The sequence below is a fragment of the Saccharospirillum sp. genome (assembly GCF_039982735.1).
In the GTDB taxonomy this organism is placed as follows: domain Bacteria; phylum Pseudomonadota; class Gammaproteobacteria; order Pseudomonadales; family Natronospirillaceae; genus Saccharospirillum.
This window is the reverse complement of record NZ_JBDWXV010000011.1, coordinates 1-25,827: the sequence shown is the minus strand read 5'-3', so window position 1 is coordinate 25,827 and position 25,827 is coordinate 1. Positions and strand designations below refer to the sequence as shown.

The following is a 25,827-nucleotide window of genomic DNA, read 5'->3' as shown; positions in this document are numbered from 1 at the left end:
TCTGGCGGTTCAAATTCGAAAAGGGCGGCATTATACCGATTGCGCACTGGATAGACTACCACGGGCACGCGTTGAATTAAGCGGCAAACATTCCGGCTGGACAGCTCACCTAATATTACCCAAGTTTCGGAGTTCGGAGCCGGTTGAGTGGCACTGGTTTGGCAAAACGCAGTGCTTTTCGGCTAAACTCCGCCAGTGTGCTGCCACTCCCGAGCCAGGATTTACAGTGATACGACCGATGATGTTCACCCTTGTGTGCCTGCTGTGGCTGGCACCGGTGCAAGCGGAAGAAAGCCCCGACCCGCAACTCCTGGCTTCCCTGGAAACGGCCCTGGCGCAGGACGGCTCGTTCGAGGACCGTTATGTCGGTCAGGTCTGGCTGGCCAGCATGTCGACACCACTGGGTCGCTGGGTCAAACCGGCCGATGAACGCATTGACTTGCTCAGCCGCATCCATCGTGAAGCAACGGCGGCCGGTCTGGACCCTGGGCTGGTGCTGGCACTGATACAGGTTGAAAGTAATTTTGACCAGTACGCGATTTCATCGGCCGGCGCCCGCGGCATGATGCAGATTATGCCCTTCTGGACCCGGGAGATCGGCCGGGAAGACGATAACCTCTTTGATCTGGATACCAACCTTCGCTACGGCTGTACCATTCTCGCGCATTATCTTGACATTGAAGATGGCAGCCTGATTCGCGCCCTGGCACGCTACAATGGCAGCCGTGGCCAAACCTGGTACCCGGAGAGAGTCTTGCGTTACTGGCACGAACGCTGGCGCTTTAACGCGAGTTAACCGAGCATAAATCCCTCGGGAGGCGGATTGCCCGGGTCTACCCGCTCCACATCAACACCCAGTACCTGTGAAAAGCGGGGTCCTTCATGCAGGGCTTCCAGCATGGCGGCCAGTTGCGGCTCACTCCCCACCATCATGACCTCCACCCGGCCATCGTCCAGATTAATGGCATAGCCCTGAATACCCAGATCACGTGCCTGGCGCCGGCAAAACATCCGGTAGCCAACGCCCTGAACCTTGCCGTATACCCAGGCTTTCATACACAACATAGCAATGCACCCCGGTTCCAATTCAATAACAGTCCCACAGTCCGAGCGAAGTTTATCGGGTAAGGCGACGATCTGTCTTCTGTTAATCGGTACTTTCGCCAGCACCCGCCGATAACAGTGTTCAGAAAAACGAACAGCGCTCACAATGTGACCTGCATCACACTTCTGACACAATGACGCCCGGAAATGCGAATTGGAACATTGATCAATCACAGCACCGACTATGGTCAGTCTGGGAGATCGAGCTCAATGGGTACCAACCGACCAGAGGGAGAGTGTCAATGAGTTTCGCGGCCTTGCACCTTACGCTGCCAAATCAGGCATTGCACCTAAGCCAGGATACGCTGGCACTGTATCGTGATGTGCTGGTTAACCAGGTCATGGAAGCTGAACACGTTGGCGCCCGACTGGAGAAAATTGCCTCTTATCTGCACAACCTGAACCGGGTCCCGTTGCAGGGTGAAATACGCCAGGAACTGACCGAGAACCTGATACAGCATTACCTCATCTATATGCAACAAGCACCGACCATGTCAGACCGGGGTCTTTCCACGACGTTGCTGTCGGAATGTAACCGTGAACTGTCGTATGCAACCAAGCTGTTGCTGCGTGACTGCACACCCCGTTCCAAAGAAGAGTGGGCCCGTTTTGTGTATTGGGCCATATCGGCCCTGTCGATCCATCTGAATGATTTTTCATCCCAGTACCGAAGCCAGCCCGGCGCGCTCTGGGGTGAAATGCACCGGCTGTTTCAATTCGCGAGCCAGCGAAGACTGACTGATTTTCAGGCACTGACACCCGACCGCGGCGACATCGAAACGCGCTACAAGCATGCACTGCTGTTGTCAGCCAGCCAGACTGAACACCTCAGCCATACTGAACGCATGATTCTGGATGTTTACCTTGGCCACTGGGCATTCCGCGCCAGGCTTAGCCATCAGGAGCGGCGAGACTTCAATACACGCTACTTCTATATCGATACCGAAGCCAACCGGGGCATACAAACCGCCCGTCAAATCCAGGGGGCCGGAAACGACGAATCCATACTGGTGCTCAACCCCTTGCCAGTCATCGAACAGGCACGCCAGCACATGAAAAACCAGCGCCAGGGTCTGTCTCCTGAGAAATTGGGGCTGCCTGCCGACATTGACAGCATTGATCTGTTCATGACGCTGAAGAAAGCCATTTCCGCCTGGAAACAGGTAGGCTCGCGCCGTTTCGAGCGGGATCTGCTTGAACAGCAAACCCAGGCCGCCATCGGCCTGCATTCGGTGCATCAGTACTTGCGGGTTAACGGCACCCGCGAAGAGCAACTGGCCAGTGTCACTACGCTCAATACCAGCAAACAAGGGGCCTGCATTCGACTCAGGGACGATACCGTCTCCCTGAACGTGGGCGACGTGCTGATGCATCGAGATCAGGACGACGGCCCCGACAGTGAAGGCCGGCTCGGCATCGTTCGCTGGATGCACCGCGACAGCCAGGGACGAATTTGTGGCCTTGAGTATCTGACCGGCAACCTACAGCCGGTCGCAGTGCGCATAAAAGACCGTTTGTCTGAAGCCTTGCTGATCAGCACTCAGGGCAACGACTCACTCATCACCCATAAGGGTTACTGCACCAGCAACAGCTCAATTCGCCTGAAAAACTTTCGCCATGGTTTGGCGCTGGAAGCAAGAGCACAGTCTCTGCTGCAACGTGGTGAAACCACCGATCAGATCAGATTGAAGCGCAGTGCTGTTTAACCATTGAACGTAAAACCTTCACCGGTCCGATCAAATTCTGCTCAGGATTCGAGCAGGACCGGCACACTGTTCTACACTCTCGGGAAAGAATCGCAATAAATCGACAAAACAATAACTTATGGCGATGTTATTGACCTGTGTCATTTGCAAATGGCATATCGACTCAGCATACTTTCGCCGCCTAATCCTTTTAACCCTTACACACCCTATCGGAAGCTGATCCATGAGCAACTCTACTACCGTGCCTGAGGAGCAGACGACGTACAATTATACGGTTGTGCGTCAATTCTCCATCATGACTGTTGTCTGGGGGATTGTCGGTATGCTGGTTGGCGTCATCATCGCCGCCCAGATGGCATTCCCGGAATTGAACTTCGGCCCTTATTTTCATTTTGGCCGGTTGCGTCCGCTGCACACCAACGCTGTGATTTTTGCCTTTGGTGGCTCTGCGTTGTTTGCGACCTCCTATTACGTTGTTCAACGCACCACCCAGGCCCGGCTGGCTTTCGAAGGGTTGGTTAAATTTACCTTCTGGGGTTGGCAGGCCGTCATCGTCGCTGCGGTAGCGACCTTGCCGCTGGGTTTAACGTCCTCAAAAGAATACGCCGAGCTGGAATGGCCCATCGACATTCTGATCGCGCTGGTCTGGTTGTCCTACCTGGCCGTCTTCGTGGGTACCATCAGCCGCCGCAAGATGTCACACATCTACGTCGGCAACTGGTTCTACCTGGCGTTCATTATTACCGTCGCGGTGTTGCATGTCGTTAACAGTGCTGCCATCCCGGTCTCGATGTTCAAATCCTACTCGGCCTACGCCGGCACCATGGATGCCATGGTTCAGTGGTGGTATGGCCACAACGCGGTGGGCTTTTTCCTGACAGCCGGCTTCCTTGGCATGATGTACTACTACGTGCCCAAGCAGGCTGAACGCCCCATCTACTCCTACCGTTTGTCAATTGTTCACTTCTGGGCGCTGATCTCCGTCTATATGTGGGCCGGCGGACACCACCTGCACTACTCATCATTGCCAGACTGGGCTCAGAACCTCGGCATGGTCATGTCTCTGATTCTTCTGGCACCAAGCTGGGGGGGCATGATCAACGGTATGATGACCATGAGCGGTGCCTGGCACAAACTGCGTACCGACCCGATTCTGCGGTTCCTGGTCGTGTCTCTGTCGTTCTACGGCATGGCCACCTTTGAAGGCCCGATGATGGCCATCAAGACGGTGAATGCGCTGTCACACAATACCGACTGGACCATTGGCCACGTACATTCCGGCGCACTGGGCTGGGTGGCGATGATCTCCATTGGCGCGCTGTACCACACCATTCCGCGCCTTTATGGTCAGACGCAGATGTACAGCATCTCCCTGATCAACGCTCACTTCTGGCTAGCGACCATCGGTACTGTTCTGTACATCGCTGCCATGTGGGTTAACGGTATTGCCCAGGGCTTGATGTGGCGCGCGGTCAATACCGACGGCACGCTGATGTACAGTTTCGTACAAGGCGTTGAAGTCAGTTGGCCTGGCTATGTCGTGCGCATGATCGGCGGCATGGTGTTTCTGTCTGGCATGTTCCTGATGGCCTACAACGTCTGGATGACCATCCGGAGCGAACAAAAAACCAGTGCGGCTGACACCGCCGCTCAGCCCGCTTAACGGTTAGGACGGATACAATGCAACACGAAACGGTTGAAAAGAACGTCGGCCTGATGGTCGCGCTGGTGTTGGTAGCCATCAGCTTCGGCGGACTGGTCGAGATTGTTCCCCTGTTCTCGCAGGACGAAGTTACCGAGCCCATTGAGGGCCTGGAACCCCACAGCGCCCTGGTATTGGAAGGCCGGGATATCTACATTCGCGAAGGCTGCCACGTGTGCCACACCCAAATGGTGCGGCCATTGCGCGCTGAAGTCGAACGCTATGGCCCCTACTCCCAGGCGGGTGAGGACGTGTACGAACACCCCTTCCTCTGGGGTTCAAAACGAACCGGGCCAGATCTGGCCCGCGTCGGCCAGCGCTACAGCGACGAGTGGCAGAAAGCGCACTTGTACAACCCGCGCTCGGTTGTTCCCGAGTCCAACATGCCTGCGTTCCCCTGGTTATTTGAATGGACAGTCGATGGTTCTAAAACCGGTGCAAAAATGGCCGCCCTGCGTCGCGTCGGTGTGCCCTATACCGACGAGCAGATTGCCAATGCTGAAAGTGACGTTGATGGCGTCACTGAAATCGATGCACTGGTGGCCTATCTGCAACAGCTCGGCACCCTTGTGACAGGCCGTTAACCCTATGGATATCAACGATTTCAGAGGTCTGGCCACAATATTCACCATGATTGCGTTCTTTGGCATTGTGATTTGGGCCTATAGCAGCAAGCGCAAAAAGAAATTCGACGAAGCGGCCAACCTGCCGTTCGAAGACGAAGCGCTGCATGAAAAGACCCAAGCCAGGACAGGAGACGACAAATAATGAGCAGTTTCTGGAGTGCTTACATCTTTATCCTGACGGGTATTTCGATCGTCGGGCTGGCTATTCTGATTACCCTGACCCGGCGCATGAAAGACCCCGGCGGTGAAGGGGCATCAACCACAGGCCACAGCTTCGATGGCATCGAAGAGTTCAACAACCCCCTGCCCAAGTGGTGGCTGAACCTGTTCTGGATCACCATTGTCTTCGCAGTCGGTTATCTGATCGCGTATCCCGTTGGTAACTGGGATGGTCTTTTGAACTGGACGTCGCAGAAAGAGCTCACCAATGCTCAGATCGCCCACGACCGTCGCTACGGCGAGATTTACGAGCGCCTGGCCAACATGCCAGTGGAAGCATTGCCCGACAATCCTCAGGCCATGCGTATCGGTCAGCGTCTGTTTGAAGACAACTGCGCTTTGTGCCACGGCCAGGCTGGTCAGGGCGGTTATGGTTTCCCTAATCTGACCGACGATGACTGGCTATACGGTGGCAGTGGTGAAACCATCAAAGCCACCCTGATCAACGGCCGCCGTGGTCAGATGCCTGCCTGGGGCGATGCTCTGGGTGCCCAGGGCGTGCGCGCGGTTACTGAATATGTCATGCAGCTGTCGGCACAGGATAACGTCAATGCGTCGCTCGCCCGCCAGGGTGAGGCGCTGTACAACGCCTCCTGTGTAGCCTGCCATGCCGAAAACGGCACCGGCAACCAGGCGCTTGGCGCGCCCAACCTGACGGATAACATCTGGCTGTACCGGATTCCAGGCGAATCGGTACGTGATTCCGTACAATACACCCTGAACAATGGCCGGGCGGGTAACATGCCTGCCTGGCAAAACATTCTGGGTGAAGAGCGGGTACACATTCTGTCTGGCTATGTTTATGACCTGAGTAATCAGTAAGCAACACATCCGGGGGTGCAGAGGCATCTGCTCCCCCTTTAATGGGTTTCGGAAACCGGCCAGCCTGTTCCCCAAGCCTATTAGTAAGTTCGGACAATGACCCAAAAAATTGAAGTCAAAGACGTCACGGACAACACCGTCAAAACGGTCGACCTTTACCAGGAACGTGAAAAAATTTATGTGCGCCGCATCAAGGGGTTTTATCGCTCCCTGCGTGTCTATGGTGGTGCATTCCTGTTTGCTGCCTATTTTGGCACCCTCTGGCTGAACTGGAATGGCCGCCAGGCCGTCTGGTTTGACCTGCCAAGCCGACAGTTCCATGTGTTCGGCATCACCTTCTGGCCGCAGGACTTCATGCTGCTGTCCTGGGCGCTGATCATTTGCGCCTTTGCCCTGTTCTTCATCACTGTGTTCGCTGGCCGGGTCTGGTGTGGCTATACCTGCCCACAGAGTGCCTGGACCTGGATTTTCATGTTCATCGAGGAGAAAACCGAGGGCAAGCGCAATGCCCGTATCAAGCTGGATGAACAACCCATGACACTGCTTAAGTTTGGCCGCAAGTTCGCCAAGCATCTGTTATGGGTATTGGTCGCGCTGGCTACGGCGATCACCTTTGTCGGCTACTTCACTCCGATTCGCCAGCTGATCCCCGACCTTTTTACTTTCAGTACCAGTGCCTGGGCAGTGTTCTGGATCGCTTTTTTCACTCTGGCGACCTACGGCAACGCTGGCTGGTTGCGCGAGCAGGTTTGCATTTATATGTGCCCCTATGCCCGCTTCCAGGCAGTGATGTTCGACCAGGACACGCTGATCGTCAGCTACGATGAAAAACGGGGTGAGCCCCGGGGTTCTCGTCGTCGGGGTATTGACCCGCAGGAGCTGAATCTGGGTGATTGCATCGACTGCGATCTGTGCGTTCAGGTGTGCCCAACCGGTATCGACATTCGCGATGGCCTTCAGTACGAGTGCATCGGTTGTGCTGCCTGCATCGACGCCTGCGACAGCGTCATGGACAAAATGGGCTATGAGCCCGGGCTGATTCGCTACACCACCGAACACGCTCTGGAAGGCAAGCCATCACATATATTGCGCCCCCGGCTGATTGGTTACGCGGCTGCGCTGACCATTATGGTGGTGTTATTTGCCTGGGTAATCGCCACACGTGTGCCACTGGAAATGTCTATCGAACGTGGGCGCGGTGCCCTGCACCGAATAACCCCTCAGGGCCAGATCGAAAACAGCTACAACATTCAATTGATGAACATGTCACAGGTCGATCGCAGCTATACCCTGAGCGTCGCTGGTCTCGAGGGCGTTGAACTGATCGCACCCGGTCAGATCGATATTGGTGCCGGCGGTGAAGCCGAGTTTACTGTTCGTCTGGTGCTGCCACCCGAAGACCTGACCTTGCCCAACAATGATGTGTTCTTTACCGCCACGGCAGTGGATGACTCACAGGTCAGCACCGAAACCGAGAGCCGTTTCTTTGGCCCGGCCAATTTCTGAACCCCGGTACCTCTCTTATCAAGCCTTGCAGCGGCGTGTAAGCGCCGCCTATTTTTTGGAGATACAACGTGAATCACACTGAGATAACACCCTGGTACCGGCAATTCTGGCCCTGGCTGGTATTTAGCCCCATGTTGTTCGTGGTGCCCGCCGGTATCTGGATGATTTACATCTCGGTTGTCACCAGTGACGGCTCTGTTATCGACGATGTCTACAAGGACGGTCGTAGCTACATCGTTAGCACCGAAGCAGACGACCTGGCGATGGAACTGCAACTGGGCGCTCAAATGCAGATGATCGGTGACCGCATCAGCGTGCGCCTGGACGGCAATCTCGACGTGCCGCCGCAAGCACTGACATTGCTATTCGTATTCGATGCACATGCTCAGCGCGATGTTGAGGTAACACTGAGCCGGACACCGGATGGCCGCTTCACCGGTCAATTGCCCGCGACCATTGAAGGCGAACGCTCATTGCTGTTGCAACCGCTGGACAACGACACCAACTGGCGCTTACACGGCCGGGTGACCATGCCCAGCAGCACCATCCAGACCTTGCTACCCAGGGTGCGATGAATCCGGAATGTTTTCACTGCGGCTTGCCGGTTTACGATGACCGCTACAGCCTGACCGTCGCTGGCGAGCCCCGGCCATTCTGCTGCGTCGGCTGTCTGGCCGCAGCGCAAACCATTCTCGACAATGGCCTGGAAGCCTACTACCGCTTCCACGATCCGGCTCAGGCACCCGCAGCGCCGCCCGTTACCGACTCCGATCGTGAAAAACTGCTGCTCTACGACCGCGCCGATGTCCAGGCAGAGTTTGTCAGCCAGCCCAACCATGGCCAACTGACAGCCATTCTGATGATCGAGGGCGTCAGTTGCTCTGCTTGTAGCTGGCTGATTGAAAAACACCTTGCCCGTCTGCCCGGCGTTTCCAGTGTTCACTTTAACCAGACCAGCCACCGTTGCCAGGTGAGCTGGAACCCGGATCAGCTGCCCCTCAGCGATGTCTTTCTGGCGGTATTTGGTCTGGGATACCGTGCCCACCCCTACCGCCCGGATCAGGAAGAGTTGCTGCGCCAGAAAGAACAGCGCCAATATGTATTGCGTCTGGGCATTGCCGGCCTCGGCATGATGCAGGCCATGATGAATGCCGTGGCCATCTACAGCGGCAACATGACGGGCAGTACCGAACTGCTGGTTCGCTGGGCCAGCCTGGTACTGACCATTCCCGTTGTCGTTATTGCCGCAGGCCCATTCTTCCGGTCGGCCTGGCGCAGTCTGAGAGTCCGACACCTGTCGATGGACGTTTCAGTAGCGCTCGCCATCGGCTCGGCCTTTGTTGCCAGTCTCTGGGCAACCCTGACCGGCGGTGGCGAGGTCTATTATGAATCGGTCAATATGTTCACCTTCTTCCTGGTTCTTGGCCGATTTCTGGAATTTCGGGCCCGAACCTCTGTGCATGCCAGCGGTAATGCGCTGGCCAGTCATCTTCCGGCGACCTGCCAGGTCTGGCGGGAGGGACACTGGCAACGTCAGGCACTGCGCGACATTCACGCGGGTGAACGCATTCTGATTCAGGCCGGGGACCTGTGCCCGGTGGATGGTGTCGTTCGATCAGGCTGCAGTGAATTCGATGAGTCCCGGCTGACCGGCGAATTCAAGCCGCGTGCCAAGGCACCCGGTGATGCCGTACTCGCCGGTACTCTGAACCAAAGCCAGGCCGTGGAAGTCGACGTTGAACGCACCGGACAGGACAGTTCAGCCTCCAGCCTGATGCAACTGCTGGAACGGGCCGCCAGTGAGAAACCGCGCCTGGCCGAACTGGCCGACCGGGGAGCCCACCATTTTGTGGCCTCGACGTTATTGATCACGGCCATTATTGGCCTGGTCTGGCTTTGGGTGGCGCCGGACCGGGCCTTCTGGGTCGTTATCAGCGTGCTGGTGGTCACCTGCCCCTGCGCGCTGAGTCTTGCTACCCCCACGGTGCTGGCACAGGCCACCAACAGTTTGCGCCAGCGCGGACTGATTATTACCCGCGGTCATACGCTCGATCAACTGGCGTCAGTCACCGATCTGGCCTTCGACAAAACCGGCACCCTGACCGAAGGCCACTTCGTGCTGACGGGCGTCTACCCTGAAGCCGAAGCAGAGCGCCAGGGGTTTACGGAAGCTGACCTGATCGCAGTTGCAGTAGAACTCGAACGCACCAGCGAACACCCCATTGCCCGGGCGTTTCGACAAGCTCAACCACCTGGCACCCCGGTACGCACACTTCAGGATCACCAGCGCCATCCGGGTGCTGGTCAGTCCGCACAAGACGCCGCTGGAACCTGGCGACTGGGTCACCGGGGCTTTGCCTGTTCAGGGTCAGCAGCAACGCCAACATCGCCCTCCGGGCGTATCTGGCTTAGCCTGAACGGCCGCGCACTGGCCGCCTTTTCCGTCAACGACGACCTGCGCGGCAGTGCTCTGCCGGCCCTGGAGTCCCTTGAAACGCTCGGTGTCCGCTGCCATATCCTCACCGGAGATCCCAACGGCGAGCTGGATCCGAGACTGGCGTACCTGAGTCTTAACGGCCGGTTTCACTACGGGCTTAGTGCCGAGCAGAAACTGGGCTGGGTCAACCAGCAAACCAGCCTGGGCGCCCGCGTAGCGGTGGTGGGCGATGGCATTAACGATGCCCCGGTTCTGGCAGGCGCCCCGGTATCAGTGGCAATGTCATCCGGAACCGACCTTGCCAAACAGGCCGCCGATGCCCTGCTGTTGAATGAAAACCTGACCACGCTGGCGCTGGCCATTCAGGCAGCCCGCAAGACCCGGCGCGTGATCCGTCAGAACCTGGTCTGGGCCTTGCTGTACAATGGCCTGGCTTTGCCACTGGCGGCCCTGGGTTGGGTTGCCCCCTGGCAAGCGGCCATTGGCATGTCGCTCAGTTCATTGCTGGTGGTGGGAAACGCCCTGCGTCTGCGCCGGTTGTCGTGAACCAACCAGCAAACACCCTGTAAACGGAGCACGATCATGGACATTCTACTGCTGTTGATTCCGGTGAGCCTGCTATTGCTGCTCTTGGGCGGCGGCTTGTTCTGGTGGACGGTCAACAGCGGGCAGTACGACGACCTGGACAGCCCGGCGCAGCGCATTCTATTTGACGATGACAGTGACATGGTGCCTGACCGGCCAGATCGCTCCCGCTCCGGGAACGGCCCGGCGAAACCCGTTGAACCCGTGACAGCCGATCAGCAGGACTCATCGACGCGATGATGATTGATGCCTTGTCCGCTGTGCTGATCGGTATCATCTCGGCCGGTCACTGCCTGGGCATGTGTGGCGGCCTGACCTTAGCCTTCGGGGTCAACAGCAAGGGGACGTCGGTACTGGCCGCCTACAACCTGGGCCGCATTACCACCTATTCGGGACTGGGCTTTCTGATCGGTGCTGGTCTGTCCTGGCTACCGGCCAGTACCATACCGGCACTGAGGCTGATTGCTGCGGCCTTGCTGGTGCTGATCGCCCTGTATTATCTGAACATTGCCGCCTGGATCACCCGGGTGGAATTGCTGGCGTTGCCGCTGTGGCGACGCCTGCAACCGCTGGCAAAACGCTGGCTGCCGGTAACAACCGTTCGACAGGCCTATCCTCTGGGGCTGGTCTGGGGGTTTTTACCTTGTGGACTGGTCTATTCTGCCCTGGGCTTCGCAGCAACCGCCGCCAACCCCTGGGCCAGCGCTGGCCTGATGCTTTGTTTCGGGTTCGGCACCCTGCCGGCGATGATGCTGACCGGTGCCGCCGCAAGACCTTTTCAGCGTGGACTGAACACACCCTGGGTGCGCCGGGTGCTGGGCGGTAGTTTGCTGGTCTTTGCCGCCTGGCTGGCGTTTCAAGCGGTTTCCATGGGTCACTAGGAAGCAGATGGAATTCGGAGAATTTCAGCCGCCTGCTACCGGTACAAGGACGTTCCGGCAAAATTGATGACTGCCAAGTCATTGATTTTGTGAGAGAAGCAAACATCGCAATTTTTGGTTCTCGTGTTTTGGAAAAGGCAGGAAGCCTTTTTTCAACAACCTGCTAGGAGGACATTCATGCACTACATTTTTGGCTATGGCAGCCTCATCTGTGCAGACAGCCGCAGCCGAACCGGGGTCAGTGGTCTGGCCTACGCCGTCGATGTGAGCGGTATCGCACGACGCTGGTCCGTCCCTGTACCAGACTACGGTGCCACGGCCCTGGGCGCGCATCAGGACGACCGGGCCCGCTGCAATGGCGTGGTTTTTGCCGTCGATGACGACAATCTGGCCCGCTTTGATCTGCGTGAACGCGGCTATGACCGACTTCGCATCGATTGGAGCCAGGTTGAAAATCTGGGTGATACCCCACTGCCCATACATCAACCGCTGTGGGCCTATGTTGGCACCCGCGCGGATGACCCGATTCCCGAGCGCCCTATACTGCAAACCTATCTGGATGTGATTCTGAACGGTTGCCTGGCGATCAGCCCGGATTTTGCGGAACGGTTCATCGCCTCGACAACGCCCTGGCAGCACCTGCACAATGACCGCCAGGCCCCCGGTTATCCACGTGCCCTGTCGGATCACAGCCGACATCCTGACATTGATGCCCTGCTGCATCGCACCCTGCCAGAGCTTATCGGGGCGCGTCGCTGAGTCTGCTAAACTCTTAGCAAATCAACGGCCAGACGGCTTGTTTGCAAACCGAACCGGAGAATCCACGATGCGTTTTGACCAGATCACCCTGAAAAACCGGATCAAAAGCTACCCGGACTGGCCTAAAGCCGGTATCACCTTTCGCGACCTGACCCCGCTGTTCAACGACAACCGGGCCTTGCATCTGTGCGCTCACGCCTTTGTCGAACGCTACCTGGAAGCAGACATCACCCACGTTGCCGCCCTGGAAGCCCGGGGCTTCATTCTGGGCAGCATCATCGCCTACCAGTTAAACCTGCCCATTATCCTGGTGCGCAAAGGTGGCAAACTGCCGGGCAAGGTCGCCAGCGAGCACTTTGCCCTGCCCCATGGCAAGCGCAGCCTGGAAATTCAGAAAGGCAGCTGTGGCGACGGTGACCGGGTGCTGATTTTTGACGATCTGATCGCCACTGGCGGTTCCGCTTTAGCCGCCTCCACACTGATTCAGAGCCAGGGTGCCAGCGTGGTTGAAGCTGCCGCGGTGGTGGATCTCCCCGATATGGGTGGTGTCGAGATTCTGGGTGAAGCCAGCATTCCCACTTTCACCCTACTGGCCTATGAAGGCAAATGATGACCACGGTACGTTAAGCAGACTTTTTTACCGCAAGACTTGTTCCCTGCACGCGTAGGTGGTAGAACACGCGACCGCATTGTCGCTACAGCTACACAGGTATGGATTCAGGCATGACCCTCACGTCAAACCACCCGGCCACAGACGCAACCCTCCTCGCAGAAGCATCTGCAGACTCGCCGACCGTCGCAGCCGAAAAGAAGGCCAAAACCGAGTTCAACAAGGTTCAGAAACGCTTGCGCCGTGAAACCGGCCGCGCCATTGCCGACTTCAACATGATTGAAGAAGGCGACAAGGTGATGGTATGCCTCTCAGGCGGGAAAGATTCCTACACTATGCTGGAAATCCTGATCAGTCTGCAGCGCAGCGCGCCGGTGAATTTCGAGCTGGTCGCGGTCAATCTGGATCAGAAACAGCCCGGTTTTCCCGAAGAAATTCTGCCCAATTACCTGAAACAGCGCGGCGTGCCGTTCCACATCCTGGAACGTGATACCTACAGCATCGTTCAGGATATGGTGCCCGAGGGCAAAACCACCTGCGGCATTTGCTCGCGTCTGCGTCGCGGCACCATTTATGCCTTTGCCGATCAAATCGGTGCCACCAAGGTTGCCATGGGTCACCACCGGGATGACATTATGGAAACCCTGTTTCTGAACATGTTTCACGGCGGCAAGCTCAAAGCCATGCCACCCAAACTGCTAAGCGACAGCGCCACTAACGTGCTCATTCGCCCACTGGCTTACTGCCGGGAAGCCGACATAGAACGCTACGCAGCCTTTATGGAGTTTCCGATCATCCCCTGCAATCTCTGTGGCTCTCAGGAGAACCTGCAGCGCCAGTCGATTAAGGCCATGTTACGGGGCTGGGAGAAAGAGTTTCCGGGTCGGGTTGAGAACATATTCCGGGCAATTCAAAACGTCGCCCCAACGCAGCTGGCCGACCGGTCGTTGCACGATTTTGTCTCACTGCAGGCGACCGGTATCCCGCTGGCACCGGTCAGCGATAGCGGAGAATTCAGCCCTATGGCGCAGACATCGGTCAACACCTGGGTTCCTGACAGTGAACACTGAGTTCACCCTTCGCGATTAACCGCATGGGGCTGGTAATAGACGTTGATTCAGCTACCATGACCGATAGACAAAACAGACCTGTAACTTGGGTCAAATCGCTTGGAGCGAGCACACTGTGAAGCTGAATACTCATTGCAACACCTGCAGCCTACACCCCCTGTGCCTGCCGCTGGCGCTGAACGGCCAGGAAATGGATCAACTCGATTCCATCATCCGGCGCGGGCGCCCGGTGCAGAAAGGTGACATTCTGTTCCATCAGGGCGAGGCCTTTCACTCCATTTTTGCGGTTCGTACCGGCACCATCAAAACCTATACACTGACCCAGGAAGGTGAAGAGCAGATCACCGGTTTTCACCTCGCCAGCGAGCTGGTCGGTCTGGACAGTTACGACGCCGTCAGCTATTCCGCCACCGCCCGGGCACTGGAAACCTCGAATATCTGCGAGATACCAGTCGACCGGCTCGACGATCTCTCCGGCCAGATGCCTGAACTGCGACGTCATTTAATGCGGCTGATGGGCAAGGAATTGCGTGAAGAACAGAAAATGATGCTGTTGCTGAGCAAGAAGAGCTCCGAAGAACGCCTGGCGTCATTCCTGCTCAATCTGGCGGCCCGCTACAAGCGCCGGGGTTACTCCGGCACCAGCTTCCGGCTAACCATGTCACGCGGCGACATCGCTAACTACTTGGGTATGGCCGTGGAAACGGTGAGCCGAGTGTTCACCCGCTTTCAGAAGCAGGGCATTCTGGGTGAGAGTGACAGCGCCAAAGACATTGTCATTGAAGACTTCAACGCCCTGACCCGCCTCGCCAGCCTGGCTGACTGCGAACGCATCGAGCTCGGCATCAGCGCCTGAACCAAGCCTGCAGACCACCCTCCCGGATACTTGATCCAGATCAAGTATCCGGCGTGCTTTGCCTGACAGACATCAAGCCCCACACGTCTCCTGCTCCCTATACTGATTTCATTCATTCAGCACTGAGGAGTCTGATCATGTATATGGACACTGTTGTATTCGCAAGCCTGCTGACCGTTGGTCTTATCTTCGGCTTTATGGGCATATGGGGCTACGTGGTCTATCAGGGCCTGCACAACGACCACAAAAGCGACGAATAAGCTTCAGGTGGCGCCGGGCGATGACCTATACAGTCCCCGCCTGCCTGGCCTGGCGGTAGCGGTTGATCAGCCAGCCGGCTATTGAAAACCCCGGTGGCACGGTTGGTAGAGCATCCAGCGAAAACCAGCCCGCATCGGCTATTTCGTTTTCCTGAAGCCGGATGTCACCGCCGTCGTAATCGGCCCAGTAACCCAGCATCAGCTGATGCGGGAAAGGCCAGGTCTGGCTACCCTGATATCGCAAATTGGTCACCTCAACACCCACCTCTTCACGCACCTCACGGTGCACGGCCTGCTCGGCCGATTCACCGGTTTCGATGAAGCCCGCCAGGGTGCTATACCAGCCACGCGAGCGGTTACGAACCCCTTGCGCCAGCAACACCTCTGACCCCCGGGTAATCAACACGATGATGCACGGGCTGACCCTGGGGTAAAACCTCAGCCGGCAGGGTTCACACACCATGGCCGGCTCTCCGGCCAGTGACCGGGTGGGTTGGCCGCACTGGCCGCAATAGCGGTGCTGGCGTCGCCAGTCGAGCAGACCCCGGGCGCGAGCAGCCAGCATAAAGGCCGTTTCGCTGACAGAGGCGACTTCACGCAGGGCCTGGGTAGTCACCGTGCTGCTCGATTGCAGGCGGGCGGTGTAATAGCTATGGCCATCGAGCAACCCGACAAACTCCTCCTGGTGCCACTCAAAACGGCACTCACGGCGCTGGTGAATATGGCTGTCGCCGTTCAACACCAGTTCATCACCCTGCCACAGCATCAGGCGATCGGTTGGCGCTGGTGCCGGTGCATGGCCCGGCAGTTCTATGCTGTGCTGACCCAATTCGTATAGCACTTACTTGCCTCTGTTGTTGGTGTTTCCTGGACGGTTCGGCAACTCTTCAGCCCTGTCTCTGGTTGCATTCAGCGACAATGTCAGACGGACGGTTCCATCCTGCTCATGGTGAGCCTTGAAGCCAAACCGGCGCCCCAGCATCAGCATGGGGGTGTTCTCGGGCAGAACATCCGCCACAATGCGGGCAATGCTCTGTGCGGCTGCGTAATCCAGCGTCTTCTGCATCAATTGACGGCCGAGCCCCGTCCCCTGAAACGCCGATTCGACCATGATGGCGAATTCCATCTCATTGGTATTCACGTCGGTCCACAGCCGCATTTCACCCACGATGTGTCGCTTCGATAAGGCCACGAACACCATCTCGCGGCGGTAATCGATCTGGCACAGGGTGGCCAGCTCCCGGTGTTCAAAATGCAGACGACTGCCAAAAAAGCGCAAGCGCAAGGCGTCGGCATCAAAGCGACCGTAAAAGGCTTTCAACTGGGGCTCATCCTCGCCCCGTATCGGCCTCAGAATAACAGACTGGTCTTTTTTCAGCGTAACGGTCTCGATCAGTTCGCTCGGATAGGGGTTCAATGCTGGCCGCTGTGGTTCGCCAATGCAGGCGGCCACGCCAATCACCAGCAAGCCCTCTCCGGGTTGAAGCAGCACGTTGGCTTCCAGCCCGGCCAATTGAGGCCAGTCGATCACCATCTGCGACAGAGCCTTCAGTGCCCGCACCAGTTGGGTCAGGTCCTGCTCCAGATTGTCGCTGCGCTCGGCCAGTACCTGATAGCCGTGTGACCGCATGATCATTTGTCGGGCCAGTGAACTGTTCAGCGGCGGCAACGCCACCTGCCGGTCGGCCAGCATGTCGGCCCGGGAACCGCCCTCACCGAATAAAATAAGCGGGCCGTAATCGTCATCCCGGGTCATACCCAGGCTGAATTGCAGATGATCGATCTTGCGTCGCATCGGCTGCACGCCCCAGCCCAGGGTGCGACTGGTTGGAAACTGCTCGGCTTTCTCGGCGGCGAGCGATTCACGGGCTTCGCGCAACGCACCTTCATCAGCCAGTTCAATGCGCACACCGCGCCAGCGCTCTGAGGGGGCCTCATTGTAAGCAAACGGATAACAATAGGCTTCATGGACCAGACGCAGAGACGCCGGGAAATACCTCGGCGTCAGGCGCTGCACCACCTGGTCAAAATCGACGCCAAAGGTACTGTCGACCAGGGAAAAGCCATAGAGTCGCATCAGCGCCCGGGCTTCGGCCCAGGTAAAGTAGCGGCGCTTCTGGTCTTCAATCTGCCGGAACAGGTCCTGCCCCTGCTGGCGGTCCGGGGTAAAACCCAGTGACGTTGATGTGGGCGTTTCACGCAGGCGCTCCTGTGCCAGCTCGTGCCGGGCCACGGTGAAAAAGGCTTCAACCGCATCGTTGGGTGAATCGAAATTCAGCAATCCGGCTTTGTCGAATTGCTTGCGCGCCTCGACAATGCTGACGCCGCCCATAAAACAGGTCAGAAACATGCGTCGACTGCGTTTGATGTAGGGCTGCAGTAACCGGGCTACGTCGGTGCTGTCAGAACGCTGGTTGGGGCTGTGGATGACCAGAATACCGCCGATCGCCGGGTCCCGTTCCAGTACTTTCAATACATCCAGATAATCCTGCCCGGTAGATTCGGGCGGCAGAATCGCCGGGTTGTAACCGGTCTCCTCAGCGTACCAAAGGGTTGGTAACTTCGCCTTGTGATCCTCAATGTGAGCCAGCTCGCCCCCCAGGGCCTGCAATTGCTGACTGGCCAGCATGGCCGTGCCCAGACCGTTGCTGATTATGGCCAGATTCGCCCGGTGCAGCGGACGCGCCCGCGACAGCACTTCCAGCCCGCTGAACAAGCCATCGGCGCTGTCGACCTGCAATACACCGGCACGGTTGAAGTATTCGTCGTCCACCGGCCGCCGATCGAGCAAGCCCGGTGGCACACTGCGCCGGGCCTGGGTGCGGATGGCGAGCACTTTCTTGGAGCGGGCAGCGGCCCGCATCGCAATCAGCAATCGGTTGGCATCACGGATGTGCTCCAGATGAATCAGAATGGATCGTACCCGGCGATCGGTCGACAGATGATCGACAATATCGGAAATGCGCAGATCAGCGCTCGAACCCACCGTCATGAAATGGGAAAAACCGATGCCCCGGGCACCGGCCCAGTCGAGCAGGGCCGAACCCAGTGAAGCCGAATGGCCAACATAGGCCGATGGCCCGGGCAGCGCGTTCAGGTGGGCAAAGCTGGCGTTGAGGTGTTCATCGGGCACCAGAATGCCCAGGCAGTTGGGGCCTAGAATGCGGATATTCAGTTCCCGGGCCAGGGTCAGAATGCGCTCGTTGCGGGCGGTACCCAGCGATTGACGGCGGGACAGGCCGCCGGTCAGTATAATAGCGGCCCGAATGCCGACCCGGCCTAACTGGCGTAATACCCGCATCAGCGATTCGGGCGGCAAACAGATGACCGCCAGATCAACCGGATCACGAATTTCACGCACATAGCGAAACGCCGGATAACCAAAAACGCTGGCATAGCCTTTGATATTCACGGCATACAGCGGGTGCGGGTACTCACTCTGGCGCAGGTTCTGCATCACCACCGCGCCCATGCTGCCTTCCCGCTCCGATGCCCCGATGACGGCGATGCTCTTGGGTTGAAAGAAGTTGCTCAGGTCGGGCATGCTACCACCAAAGTAGAAGGGGTTTGGGCGGGGTGCGCAGTGGCCCCTCGCCTAATGTAGTCGTATACTGCCTTGCCTTTCAACGGTGTTGCCTGATGATTCCAACAGCCTTACTCCATCATGCGGTTTACCACCTGCACGATATGGGAAACGACCATCCCGAGTCGCCCTTGCGTCTGGATGCCATTCTCAATCAGCTGGAAGCCAGCGGACTGAGCCAGAAAATGGATCACCGCGATGCACCTCTGGCCAGCAAAGAAGCTGTGCTGCGAGTACATCACCCGATTTACGTTGAGCAGCTGGAACGCATCAGCCCTTCACACGGCCTTATTCAGGCAGACCCGGATACGCTGATGGGTCCCTATACCTGGGAAGCGAGCTACCGCGCGGCCGGGGCCGGCATTCAGGCCGTCGACGATATCATGGCTGGCCAGTATCAGCGGGCTTTTTGCGCCGCCCGCCCGCCCGGCCATCATGCCGAACCCGCTGCCACCATGGGGTTCTGCTTTTTCAACAACATTGCAGTGGCCGCCCAGCACGCTCGCCAACACCATGGGTTGAAACGCGTGGCGATTATCGATTTTGATGTCCACCAATGCAACGGCACCATCGAAGCCTTCACCGATGAACCCGACGTACTGGTGTGCAGCAGCTTTCAACACCCCTTCTACCCCAATACTCACTGGCAAAGTGAGCACCCGCACATGATCCTGACCCCTCAGGTCGCTTTCGCCACCATCGATGATGTTAAGGACGACTGGGAAGCCCGCTGGAAGCCTGCACTCCAGGCCCACAAACCCGAGATGATCTTCATCTCCGCAGGCTTCGATGCCCACACACTCGACCCCATGGGTCAGTTGAACTGGCAGACCGAGGATTATTACTGGATCACCCAGGTGATTATGGAGCAGGCCGAGCAGCTGTGTTCGGGACGTGTCGTCTCAATGCTGGAGGGCGGCTATCACCTCAAAGCCCTGGCCGCCTCAGCTGAACAACACATTCGGGCGATGATGGGGCTAGACGCCAAAGGTTGACCGGCTCATTCAGATCGCGTGTGGATCCACATCAAGCTCACGATACGGCACATCCCGGTCAGGCTCCTCCAGGCTGATTCGGCCCAGTACCCCACTGCGCATTTCCTTCAGAATAATTTCACTGACCTTGTGCCAGTCGACGTCGCGACCTTTAATGCAGGCGCGTTTACGGGCAATGGCTTCCATACATTCCATCGCACCGTCGGGAATATTGTCTAACCTGTAGCGCTCGATCAGCCGTTCAGGATAACGCTGCATCAGATAATCGACCGCGAACAGGGCAATGTCTTCATATTCGACGGCGGTATCACGAATCGCGCCGGAGGCTGCCAGACGGTAGCCGCCAACTTCCGATTCCGGTGATGGCCACATGATCCCGGGCGTGTCCATCAGGGTGAAATCGTCGGCGATCTGAATGCGTTGCTGCCGACGGGTGACGGCCGGTTCATCGCCGACTTTGGCAATGCGACGCCCAACCAGCCCGTTGATCAGAGTCGATTTACCAACGTTGGGGATGCCCACCACCACGGCGCGTACCGGCTTGCCGATACCACCCCGGTATGGCGCCAGTTTTCGGCACAGATCGGGAATTCGTGCGAGTTGGCGGCGGTCGGTCATTACGATGGGCAAGACCGTCATGTTAACGTCATCGCTGTAGTAGCGGCGCCAGGCTTCGGTAACCTCCGGGTCGGCCAGGTCATCCTTGCTCAACAGGCGCACCACGGGTTTGTCTCCGCGGGCTTTGGCGATCACCGGGTTCATGCTCGATTTTGGCAGGCGAGCGTCCAGCACCTCGATCACCACGTCGATGGCGGGCATGATTTCTTTGATTTGTCGCCGGGCCTTGTTCATGTGCCCAGGGAACCAGTTAATTTTTGCCATCGAGCCTGTTACCTGCGGTTTAAAAACGCGCAGTGTATCACAGCCCGGTCTGGCTGCGCCGTCCCTGCAAGCCGCCGGTATGCAGAATGCCCAGGCGTTGCAGGACCAGACCCGGGTCGTCGTTCAGACGTTGCTGCAGTTCCATAAAGGTTTTACCGGTGTAGACCGGGTCCAGCTCAATGCCCTCCCGCTGCTCAAAATCGGCCATAAAGGCTGTTTGTTTCTCGGTTACCTGGCCGAAGCCCTTGCCTGCAGCGCCTGTCCAGAGGGTGTAGCTGCCAGGCTGAACACCCACTGAGGCGAGCTTTCCGATCAGAGAGATGTAGTGATCCGGGTCGCGATACACCGGTATGCCGATGATACGGGTTGATTCCGGCGCGGTGCGCACCAGCCCAGCCAGAGTGGTTCCGGACCCAACCGGGCAGACAAGCGCATCCAGATCGGTTCCAGCCAGTCGCCACCAGGCGCCAGAGCCGTCGATCGCGTGCGGTGACCAGCCCCCTTCGGGAATGAACAGGGCGTTTTCCAGGCTGTGGCAAGCCCAGGCTGCAAATTCACTGCTGTCGCGTTGCCGATAGTGCTCACGGTCGATGAAGTGCAGCTTCATGCCCCAGCGCTGGCAGTCGAGAAGCGTGGCAGACCAGGTCACAGGCTCTGGCCCTCGCACCCACCCTGTTGTCGCTAGCCCCATCACATATCCGGCATAGGCTAAGGCATGGAGGTGATTGGAAAAGGGCCCACCAACCGACACCAGATGACGTGCACCCTGCTGTTCGGCTCGAACCAGCCAGGCACGCAGCTTGAACCACTTGTTACCGGAAATAATGGGGTGAAGACGGTCGCCACGGATAGTGAAAACCAGCGGTGATGTCGCCCAGGGGGTTCGGTCGATAACCAGTTGGCTGGGCTCTGCAGGCAGGCGGGGAACGCCGGACGAGGCGACCGCTTCCTGGTTACTGCTCCGGGTCAACTGGACTTGCGAAATGCCGTGACGTTTCCGGACACCACACGGTGCCGGGAGCAGAAGTTGTGAGTGCCCGATTCAAAGTCACTGGGCTGGTCGACACGCTTAACCGGCACACCACATTCGTTGCATTCCGGGCTGTCGTAGTGAACCAGCCAGGCTTTGTATTGCTCCAGCGTGACGCCGCACTTTTGGGCAGCAAACGCCATCGGCCGTTCCAGATAATCGGCCAGTTGCCGTGAAGGCATGCTGATGTGGCCAGCACCGGGGTGATAGGCCACAAACACCAGGTCGAGCCCATCCAGCCGTTCCATCAGGTCATCGTTGTTGTCTTCGCTCTGTTCGAGTTCAGCGACCTGCTCGGTCAACGCCTGAATCCTGGCCTCGGCCTTGCGCAATTCTTCTTTGTGCTCATCAATCTCAAAATTCTTTTCGGTCAATGCCTCTTTCAACGCAACCACCTTGTCCTGCTCATCGGCGGTGGAGGATTGCTGGGAATGCAAGGCGGCCAAATGTTCTGTTTTCAGTTCATCGTGACGCTCTTTCAGGGTATCGAACTGCTCCTGCAACACCAGGTTGTCCCGCTCCAGCTTGCGAAAGCTGCTCTGGAGTTTATCGCCCAGTACGCTGGACTGATTGGTTTGCTGCTCGAGTTCCTGAATACGGTTGCGATAGGTCTGGGCTTCATTGCGCATGGCCCGTTTAACCTGCTCAACCTCTTCCTTGTGCTGTTCTTCCAGCCCATGAATACGTTGTTTCTGGCGACGCGTCAGTAAGGCGAGCTTTTCCTGATATTCCCGGGCCTGTTTGGCCAGCTCTGCTTTCAGGTCTGCTTCGCTGTATCCGGTGAGTGCCTGGGGTTCCACCTGGTCGGAAATGACCGGCAGGTCTTCGAAGTCGCCAACGTCGTCCACTTGCTCGCTGATCGTGGGCGGGTCTGCCGGGGCTTTGGCAGCGGGTGCCGGCATGGGTTTCGAGGGCTCATCTTCGGTTATGATGCCCAGTTTGTTGCGCCTGACGGCTTCGTGAATCAGTTGAAAATGGTTGAGCCCGTCGCGTATCTTGGGCTCCCAGAGTTCGCGCTGATACCAGGACACTGAACATTGGCTGCGACAGGCCAGGCGAATAGGGCCCTGGCCAAGATCCGGCCCCGGCCCGGCGGTGTCCGCCAGATGACGCAGCGGAATGTTCCAGTCCTGATCGGCAAAGCCGCGATCGTCGAACTCAATCAGAAAGAGAACAACGCTGTGGACTTCAAGCGATGGGGTGATTTTAAGATAGGCAGCCTGAACCTCTCGCGACGACAGGCCAGTCATACCGACCACACCATCAAGTACGGCTTCGAACTCGGTATAACGCATTTCTTTGGTGATGCCCTTGCGCCCAAAGAAAAAGACCGCTTCGATCAATTCTTTGCTGTTGCGATATGCCATACCTTACCTCTATTCATCCCCACACCCTTTAACAACAACCGGGTCTGACCCCCTCGCCACTAAAAGACCCATGCCCGTCAGGCCAATCTGCCCGAGCCTCAGAGTAGCACGCATGCCTAGCATACGTAATTTCAGAGAGTGACCCCAGACGCACAAGTCTACCCCCTGAAAGTCACCGGAAGTGTGACCTGATCGTCACTTGAACGGCCATTTAGGGATCAAAACGTCAGAGTGTGACCAATGTTGTGGAAAAAATGTCGATTGGGCAAGCTTGTAGAGGAAAACGGCAGAGGATTTTACGGCAAGATGACCATGAATCACCGCCGACAGGGCGGTGATTCATGTGAGCAACTGTCTTTCTAAAGCGATGCGGCCAGTTCGGACCCTTGCCGGATAGCCCGCTTGGCATCCAGCTCACCGGCTTGCATCGCCCCACCGACACGGTGTGCTTCGACGCCCTGTTGCGCGAGGTCATCAAACAGTTCCAGGCGCGATTCCTGACCGGCACAGATGACGACCTGATCGACCGGTAAACACCGGTACTCACCATCAACCATCAGGTGCAGGCCCTCATCATCGATACGCTGGTAGTCTGCGCCGGTTACAAAGTGGACGCCTTTGGCTTGCAAGGTGGCTCGATGGATCCAGCCCGTTGTTTTACCCAGGTTTTTACCCATTTTGCTGGCTTTGCGCTGCAGCAACCAGACCTCGCGCGGGCTTGGTTCCGGTTGAGGTGCTACCAGGCCACCACGACCTGAGACGGATAAATCTACGCCCCACTCCCGGGAAAAGGCATCGATATCGAGACTGGGTGACTGATCACCGTGAATCAGCACCTCGCTGACGTCGAAGCCAATACCGCCAGCGCCAACAACAGCGACCCGATTGCCCGGCGCGACAGCTCCACTGACCAGGTCGGTATAAGACACCACCATCGGGTGGTCAATGCCGGGGATAGCCGGCGTACGCGGTACAATGCCGGTGGCGACCACAACCTCGTCAAAGTGGGCCAGGTCGGCCGCGGTCACTCGCTGCCCCAACTTTAGATCGACCTTGTTCCGCTCCAGCTGAACCCGGAAATAGCGCAAGGTCTCGTAGAACTCTTCCTTGCCGGGAATTCGTTTTGCCAGATTAAACTGCCCGCCGATGTCGTCATGTTCATCAAACAGGGTAACCTGATGCCCCCGCTGCGCAGCAACGGTCGCTGTTGCCAGCCCACCAGGGCCGGCGCCTACAACGGCAATGCGCCGGGCTTGCGTCACCGGAAGATAATTCAGCTCTGTCTCACGACAAGCGCGGGGGTTGACCAGACAGGATGTCAGTTTCATCTCAAAAATGTGATCGAGGCAGGCCTGATTGCAGGCAATGCAGGTGTTGATCGCCTCTGCATCGCCCTGCTCCGCCTTGTTGACGAAGTCTGAATCCGCCAGAAAGGGACGCGCCATGGAGACCATATCGGCCTGACCGGAGGCAATGATGGTCTCAGCGATCTCAGGGGTATTAATCCGGTTGCACGCCACGACGGGTATGCTGACCTCCTTGCGAATGCGCTCGGTAACCCGGGCAAACGCAGCCCGGGGCACTGAGGTGACGATCGTCGGTACCCGCGCCTCATGCCAGCCGATGCCGGTATTCAACAAATTGACTCCGGCTGCCTGCAGCAGCCTGGCCTGAAGCACAATTTCATCCCAGGTATTGCCGTCTTCCACCAAATCAATCATCGACAGGCGGTAAATCACCAGGAAATCATCGCCGCAGACGTCACGAATCGCCCGCACAATGCGCTCGGCCAGCGTAATGCGGTGCTCGATATCGCCGCCCCATTCATCGTCACGCTGATTGGTGCGCAATGTGGTGAACTGATTGATCAGATACCCTTCCGACCCCATCACTTCTACCCCGTCATACCCTGCTTGCTGCGCCAGGCGGGCACAGCGGGCAAAGTCGGCAATGGTTTGCTCAATGTCTTCACCGGACAGTTCGCGTGGTTTGAAGGGGTTGATAGGCGCCTGCAGGGCTGATGCCGAGACATTGTTAGGAACATAGGCATATCGACCGGTGTGCAGGATTTGCAGGCAAATACGGCCACCCTCGGCCTGCACCGCCTCAGTAATTACACGGTGCGACGCCACCTCAGCTTCGCTGGTCAGTTTGGCCGCACCCGGGTAAGTAACCCCCTCGTCGTTCGGTGCAATGCCACCCGTTACAATCAACGCCACTCCACCCCGGGCTCGCTCGGCATAGAACGCCGCCATGTGCTCAAAACCTTGCTTGGCCTCTTCAAGACCCGTATGCATCGACCCCATCAGGAACCGGTTCTTGAGTTTGAAAGGGCCTACATCCAATGGCGTGAACAAAGCGGGGTATGTCTGGGTCATAGCGAAACCTATCATCCGTTTCAAACGATCGTTTTAATCGAGTAATAGCACCATAGGCGATAGATTGAGTCAAGCAAGTTTATACCAGGGATGAGGAAGTCAATTCAGACCAGACGGGTTAGTCAGAGACAGTTCTTCGAAACAGAACAGAGGAATATAGGGGAAGCAGGAGATTTAGAAGAGAAAAGATCGGTCTGGCGTTCCAGCTCTCGACCAGGGGCTTTCTTTGGAACTTGGGATTAAATGGCGGAACGGACGAGAACCGACCGGGCTGGCGTTCCAGCTCGCGACCTTGGTCTTACCTTCCCTTTTTTACCTTTTTCACTTCTTCTTTAAGAGAAGTGGCGGAACGGACGAGACTCGAACTCGCGACCCCCGGCGTGACAGGCCGGTATTCTAACCAACTGAACTACCGCTCCACGGTATTGGTGGGTGTGAACGGGATCGAA

General features: G+C 57.5%; 24 protein-coding genes and 1 tRNA gene. 17 read left to right on the top strand and 8 right to left on the bottom strand.

What is annotated here, in order from left to right; genetic code table 11:
- Positions 1 to 238: 238 nt before the first annotated feature.
- Positions 239 to 796 (top strand): lytic transglycosylase domain-containing protein, encoded by a 558-nt coding sequence (locus ABJT94_RS08360; protein ID WP_348475765.1) that lies wholly within the window; start codon positions 239 to 241, stop codon positions 794 to 796.
- On the opposite strand, the gene ABJT94_RS08355 is transcribed toward ABJT94_RS08360, so the two are convergent.
- On the bottom strand, positions 793 to 1,065 hold the full coding sequence (locus tag ABJT94_RS08355; protein WP_348475766.1) for an acylphosphatase: 273 nt from the start codon (positions 1,063 to 1,065) through the stop codon (positions 793 to 795). The two genes, ABJT94_RS08360 and ABJT94_RS08355, sit on opposite strands and share 4 nt — an antisense overlap.
- A gap of 281 nt (positions 1,066 to 1,346) precedes the next feature.
- Here ABJT94_RS08355 and ABJT94_RS08350 point away from each other — a divergent pair, with 281 nt between their 5' ends.
- The 15 genes from ABJT94_RS08350 to ccoM all read left to right on the top strand — a co-directional run bounded on the left by ABJT94_RS08350 (position 1,347) and on the right by ccoM (position 15,143).
- Positions 1,347 to 2,810 (top strand): hypothetical protein, encoded by a 1,464-nt coding sequence (locus ABJT94_RS08350; protein WP_348475767.1) that lies wholly within the window; start codon positions 1,347 to 1,349, stop codon positions 2,808 to 2,810.
- A gap of 223 nt (positions 2,811 to 3,033) precedes the next feature.
- Positions 3,034 to 4,473 (top strand): cytochrome-c oxidase, cbb3-type subunit I, encoded by a 1,440-nt coding sequence (gene ccoN, locus ABJT94_RS08345; RefSeq protein ID WP_127554881.1) that lies wholly within the window; start codon positions 3,034 to 3,036, stop codon positions 4,471 to 4,473.
- Positions 4,474 to 4,490: 17 nt separating this feature from the next.
- Entirely contained in the window at positions 4,491 to 5,096 is a 606-nt protein-coding gene (gene ccoO / locus ABJT94_RS08340; protein ID WP_348475768.1) for a cytochrome-c oxidase, cbb3-type subunit II, read from the top strand.
- Between the two features lie 4 nt (positions 5,097 to 5,100).
- The gene (locus ABJT94_RS08335; protein ID WP_213678369.1) at positions 5,101 to 5,280 is read left to right on the top strand and encodes a CcoQ/FixQ family Cbb3-type cytochrome c oxidase assembly chaperone; all 180 of its coding nucleotides are present in this window, start codon (positions 5,101 to 5,103) and stop codon (positions 5,278 to 5,280) included.
- Positions 5,280 to 6,179: a cytochrome-c oxidase, cbb3-type subunit III gene (ccoP, locus tag ABJT94_RS08330; protein WP_348475769.1), complete on the top strand. Its 900-nt coding sequence runs from the start codon at positions 5,280 to 5,282 to the stop codon at positions 6,177 to 6,179. The genes ABJT94_RS08335 and ccoP overlap by 1 nt, the downstream gene beginning before the upstream one ends.
- A 96-nt stretch (positions 6,180 to 6,275) precedes the next feature.
- Positions 6,276 to 7,685, top strand: coding sequence for a cytochrome c oxidase accessory protein CcoG (gene ccoG / locus ABJT94_RS08325; protein WP_348475770.1), 1,410 nt, complete (start codon positions 6,276 to 6,278; stop codon positions 7,683 to 7,685).
- Positions 7,686 to 7,753: 68 nt separating this feature from the next.
- Positions 7,754 to 8,260 carry a FixH family protein gene (locus ABJT94_RS08320; protein WP_348475771.1) on the top strand — a complete coding sequence of 169 codons (507 nt, stop codon included), beginning with the start codon at positions 7,754 to 7,756 and terminating at the stop codon, positions 8,258 to 8,260.
- Entirely contained in the window at positions 8,257 to 10,668 is a 2,412-nt protein-coding gene (locus ABJT94_RS08315; protein ID WP_348475772.1) for a heavy metal translocating P-type ATPase, read from the top strand. Before ABJT94_RS08320 ends, ABJT94_RS08315 begins: the two co-directional genes overlap by 4 nt.
- 36 nt (positions 10,669 to 10,704) lie before the next feature.
- A complete protein-coding gene (ccoS, locus tag ABJT94_RS08310) occupies positions 10,705 to 10,947 on the top strand; it encodes a cbb3-type cytochrome oxidase assembly protein CcoS (RefSeq protein ID WP_348475773.1) in 243 nt (80 codons plus the stop codon).
- The gene (locus tag ABJT94_RS08305; protein ID WP_348475774.1) at positions 10,944 to 11,588 is read left to right on the top strand and encodes a sulfite exporter TauE/SafE family protein; all 645 of its coding nucleotides are present in this window, start codon (positions 10,944 to 10,946) and stop codon (positions 11,586 to 11,588) included. Before ccoS ends, ABJT94_RS08305 begins: the two co-directional genes overlap by 4 nt.
- A 177-nt stretch (positions 11,589 to 11,765) precedes the next feature.
- On the top strand, positions 11,766 to 12,347 hold the full coding sequence (locus tag ABJT94_RS08300; RefSeq protein WP_348475775.1) for a gamma-glutamylcyclotransferase family protein: 582 nt from the start codon (positions 11,766 to 11,768) through the stop codon (positions 12,345 to 12,347).
- Positions 12,348 to 12,414: 67 nt separating this feature from the next.
- Positions 12,415 to 12,957 (top strand): adenine phosphoribosyltransferase, encoded by a 543-nt coding sequence (locus ABJT94_RS08295; protein ID WP_348475776.1) that lies wholly within the window; start codon positions 12,415 to 12,417, stop codon positions 12,955 to 12,957.
- A gap of 113 nt (positions 12,958 to 13,070) precedes the next feature.
- The gene (ttcA, locus tag ABJT94_RS08290; RefSeq protein ID WP_348475777.1) at positions 13,071 to 14,027 is read left to right on the top strand and encodes a tRNA 2-thiocytidine(32) synthetase TtcA; all 957 of its coding nucleotides are present in this window, start codon (positions 13,071 to 13,073) and stop codon (positions 14,025 to 14,027) included.
- 115 nt (positions 14,028 to 14,142) lie between these two features.
- Positions 14,143 to 14,883: a fumarate/nitrate reduction transcriptional regulator Fnr gene (gene fnr, locus ABJT94_RS08285; protein WP_348475778.1), complete on the top strand. Its 741-nt coding sequence runs from the start codon at positions 14,143 to 14,145 to the stop codon at positions 14,881 to 14,883.
- A gap of 137 nt (positions 14,884 to 15,020) precedes the next feature.
- Positions 15,021 to 15,143 (top strand): cytochrome c oxidase subunit CcoM, encoded by a 123-nt coding sequence (ccoM, locus tag ABJT94_RS08280; protein ID WP_348475779.1) that lies wholly within the window; start codon positions 15,021 to 15,023, stop codon positions 15,141 to 15,143.
- A 25-nt stretch (positions 15,144 to 15,168) separates the two neighbouring features.
- Here the strand turns inward: ccoM and nudC are convergent, their stop codons facing one another.
- Both nudC and ABJT94_RS08270 read right to left on the bottom strand, forming a co-directional pair.
- Positions 15,169 to 15,984 carry an NAD(+) diphosphatase gene (gene nudC, locus ABJT94_RS08275; RefSeq protein ID WP_348475780.1) on the bottom strand — a complete coding sequence of 272 codons (816 nt, stop codon included), beginning with the start codon at positions 15,982 to 15,984 and terminating at the stop codon, positions 15,169 to 15,171.
- On the bottom strand, positions 15,985 to 18,687 hold the full coding sequence (locus ABJT94_RS08270; protein ID WP_348475781.1) for a GNAT family N-acetyltransferase: 2,703 nt from the start codon (positions 18,685 to 18,687) through the stop codon (positions 15,985 to 15,987).
- Positions 18,688 to 18,782: 95 nt separating this feature from the next.
- On the opposite strand from ABJT94_RS08270, the gene ABJT94_RS08265 reads away from it, so the two are divergent.
- Positions 18,783 to 19,721, top strand: a complete 939-nt coding sequence (locus tag ABJT94_RS08265) for a histone deacetylase family protein (RefSeq protein WP_348475782.1) — start codon at positions 18,783 to 18,785, stop codon at positions 19,719 to 19,721.
- Positions 19,722 to 19,730: 9 nt separating this feature from the next.
- Here ABJT94_RS08265 and ylqF read toward each other — a convergent pair whose 3' ends face one another.
- From ylqF to ABJT94_RS08240, 5 genes are all read right to left on the bottom strand, one after another.
- A complete protein-coding gene (gene ylqF, locus ABJT94_RS08260) occupies positions 19,731 to 20,603 on the bottom strand; it encodes a ribosome biogenesis GTPase YlqF (RefSeq protein WP_348475783.1) in 873 nt (290 codons plus the stop codon).
- A gap of 37 nt (positions 20,604 to 20,640) precedes the next feature.
- Positions 20,641 to 21,573, bottom strand: a complete 933-nt coding sequence (locus ABJT94_RS08255; RefSeq protein ID WP_348475784.1) for a pyridoxal-phosphate dependent enzyme — start codon at positions 21,571 to 21,573, stop codon at positions 20,641 to 20,643.
- The gene (locus ABJT94_RS08250) at positions 21,570 to 23,000 is read right to left on the bottom strand and encodes a hypothetical protein (protein WP_348475785.1); all 1,431 of its coding nucleotides are present in this window, start codon (positions 22,998 to 23,000) and stop codon (positions 21,570 to 21,572) included. Before ABJT94_RS08250 ends, ABJT94_RS08255 begins: the two co-directional genes overlap by 4 nt.
- Positions 23,001 to 23,359: 359 nt before the next feature.
- Complete coding sequence (locus ABJT94_RS08245; protein ID WP_348475786.1) at positions 23,360 to 25,378, bottom strand: NADPH-dependent 2,4-dienoyl-CoA reductase; 2,019 nt, start codon at positions 25,376 to 25,378, stop codon at positions 23,360 to 23,362.
- Positions 25,379 to 25,720: 342 nt separating this feature from the next.
- Positions 25,721 to 25,797, bottom strand: a tRNA-Asp gene (locus ABJT94_RS08240).
- Positions 25,798 to 25,827: the final 30 nt, after the last annotated feature.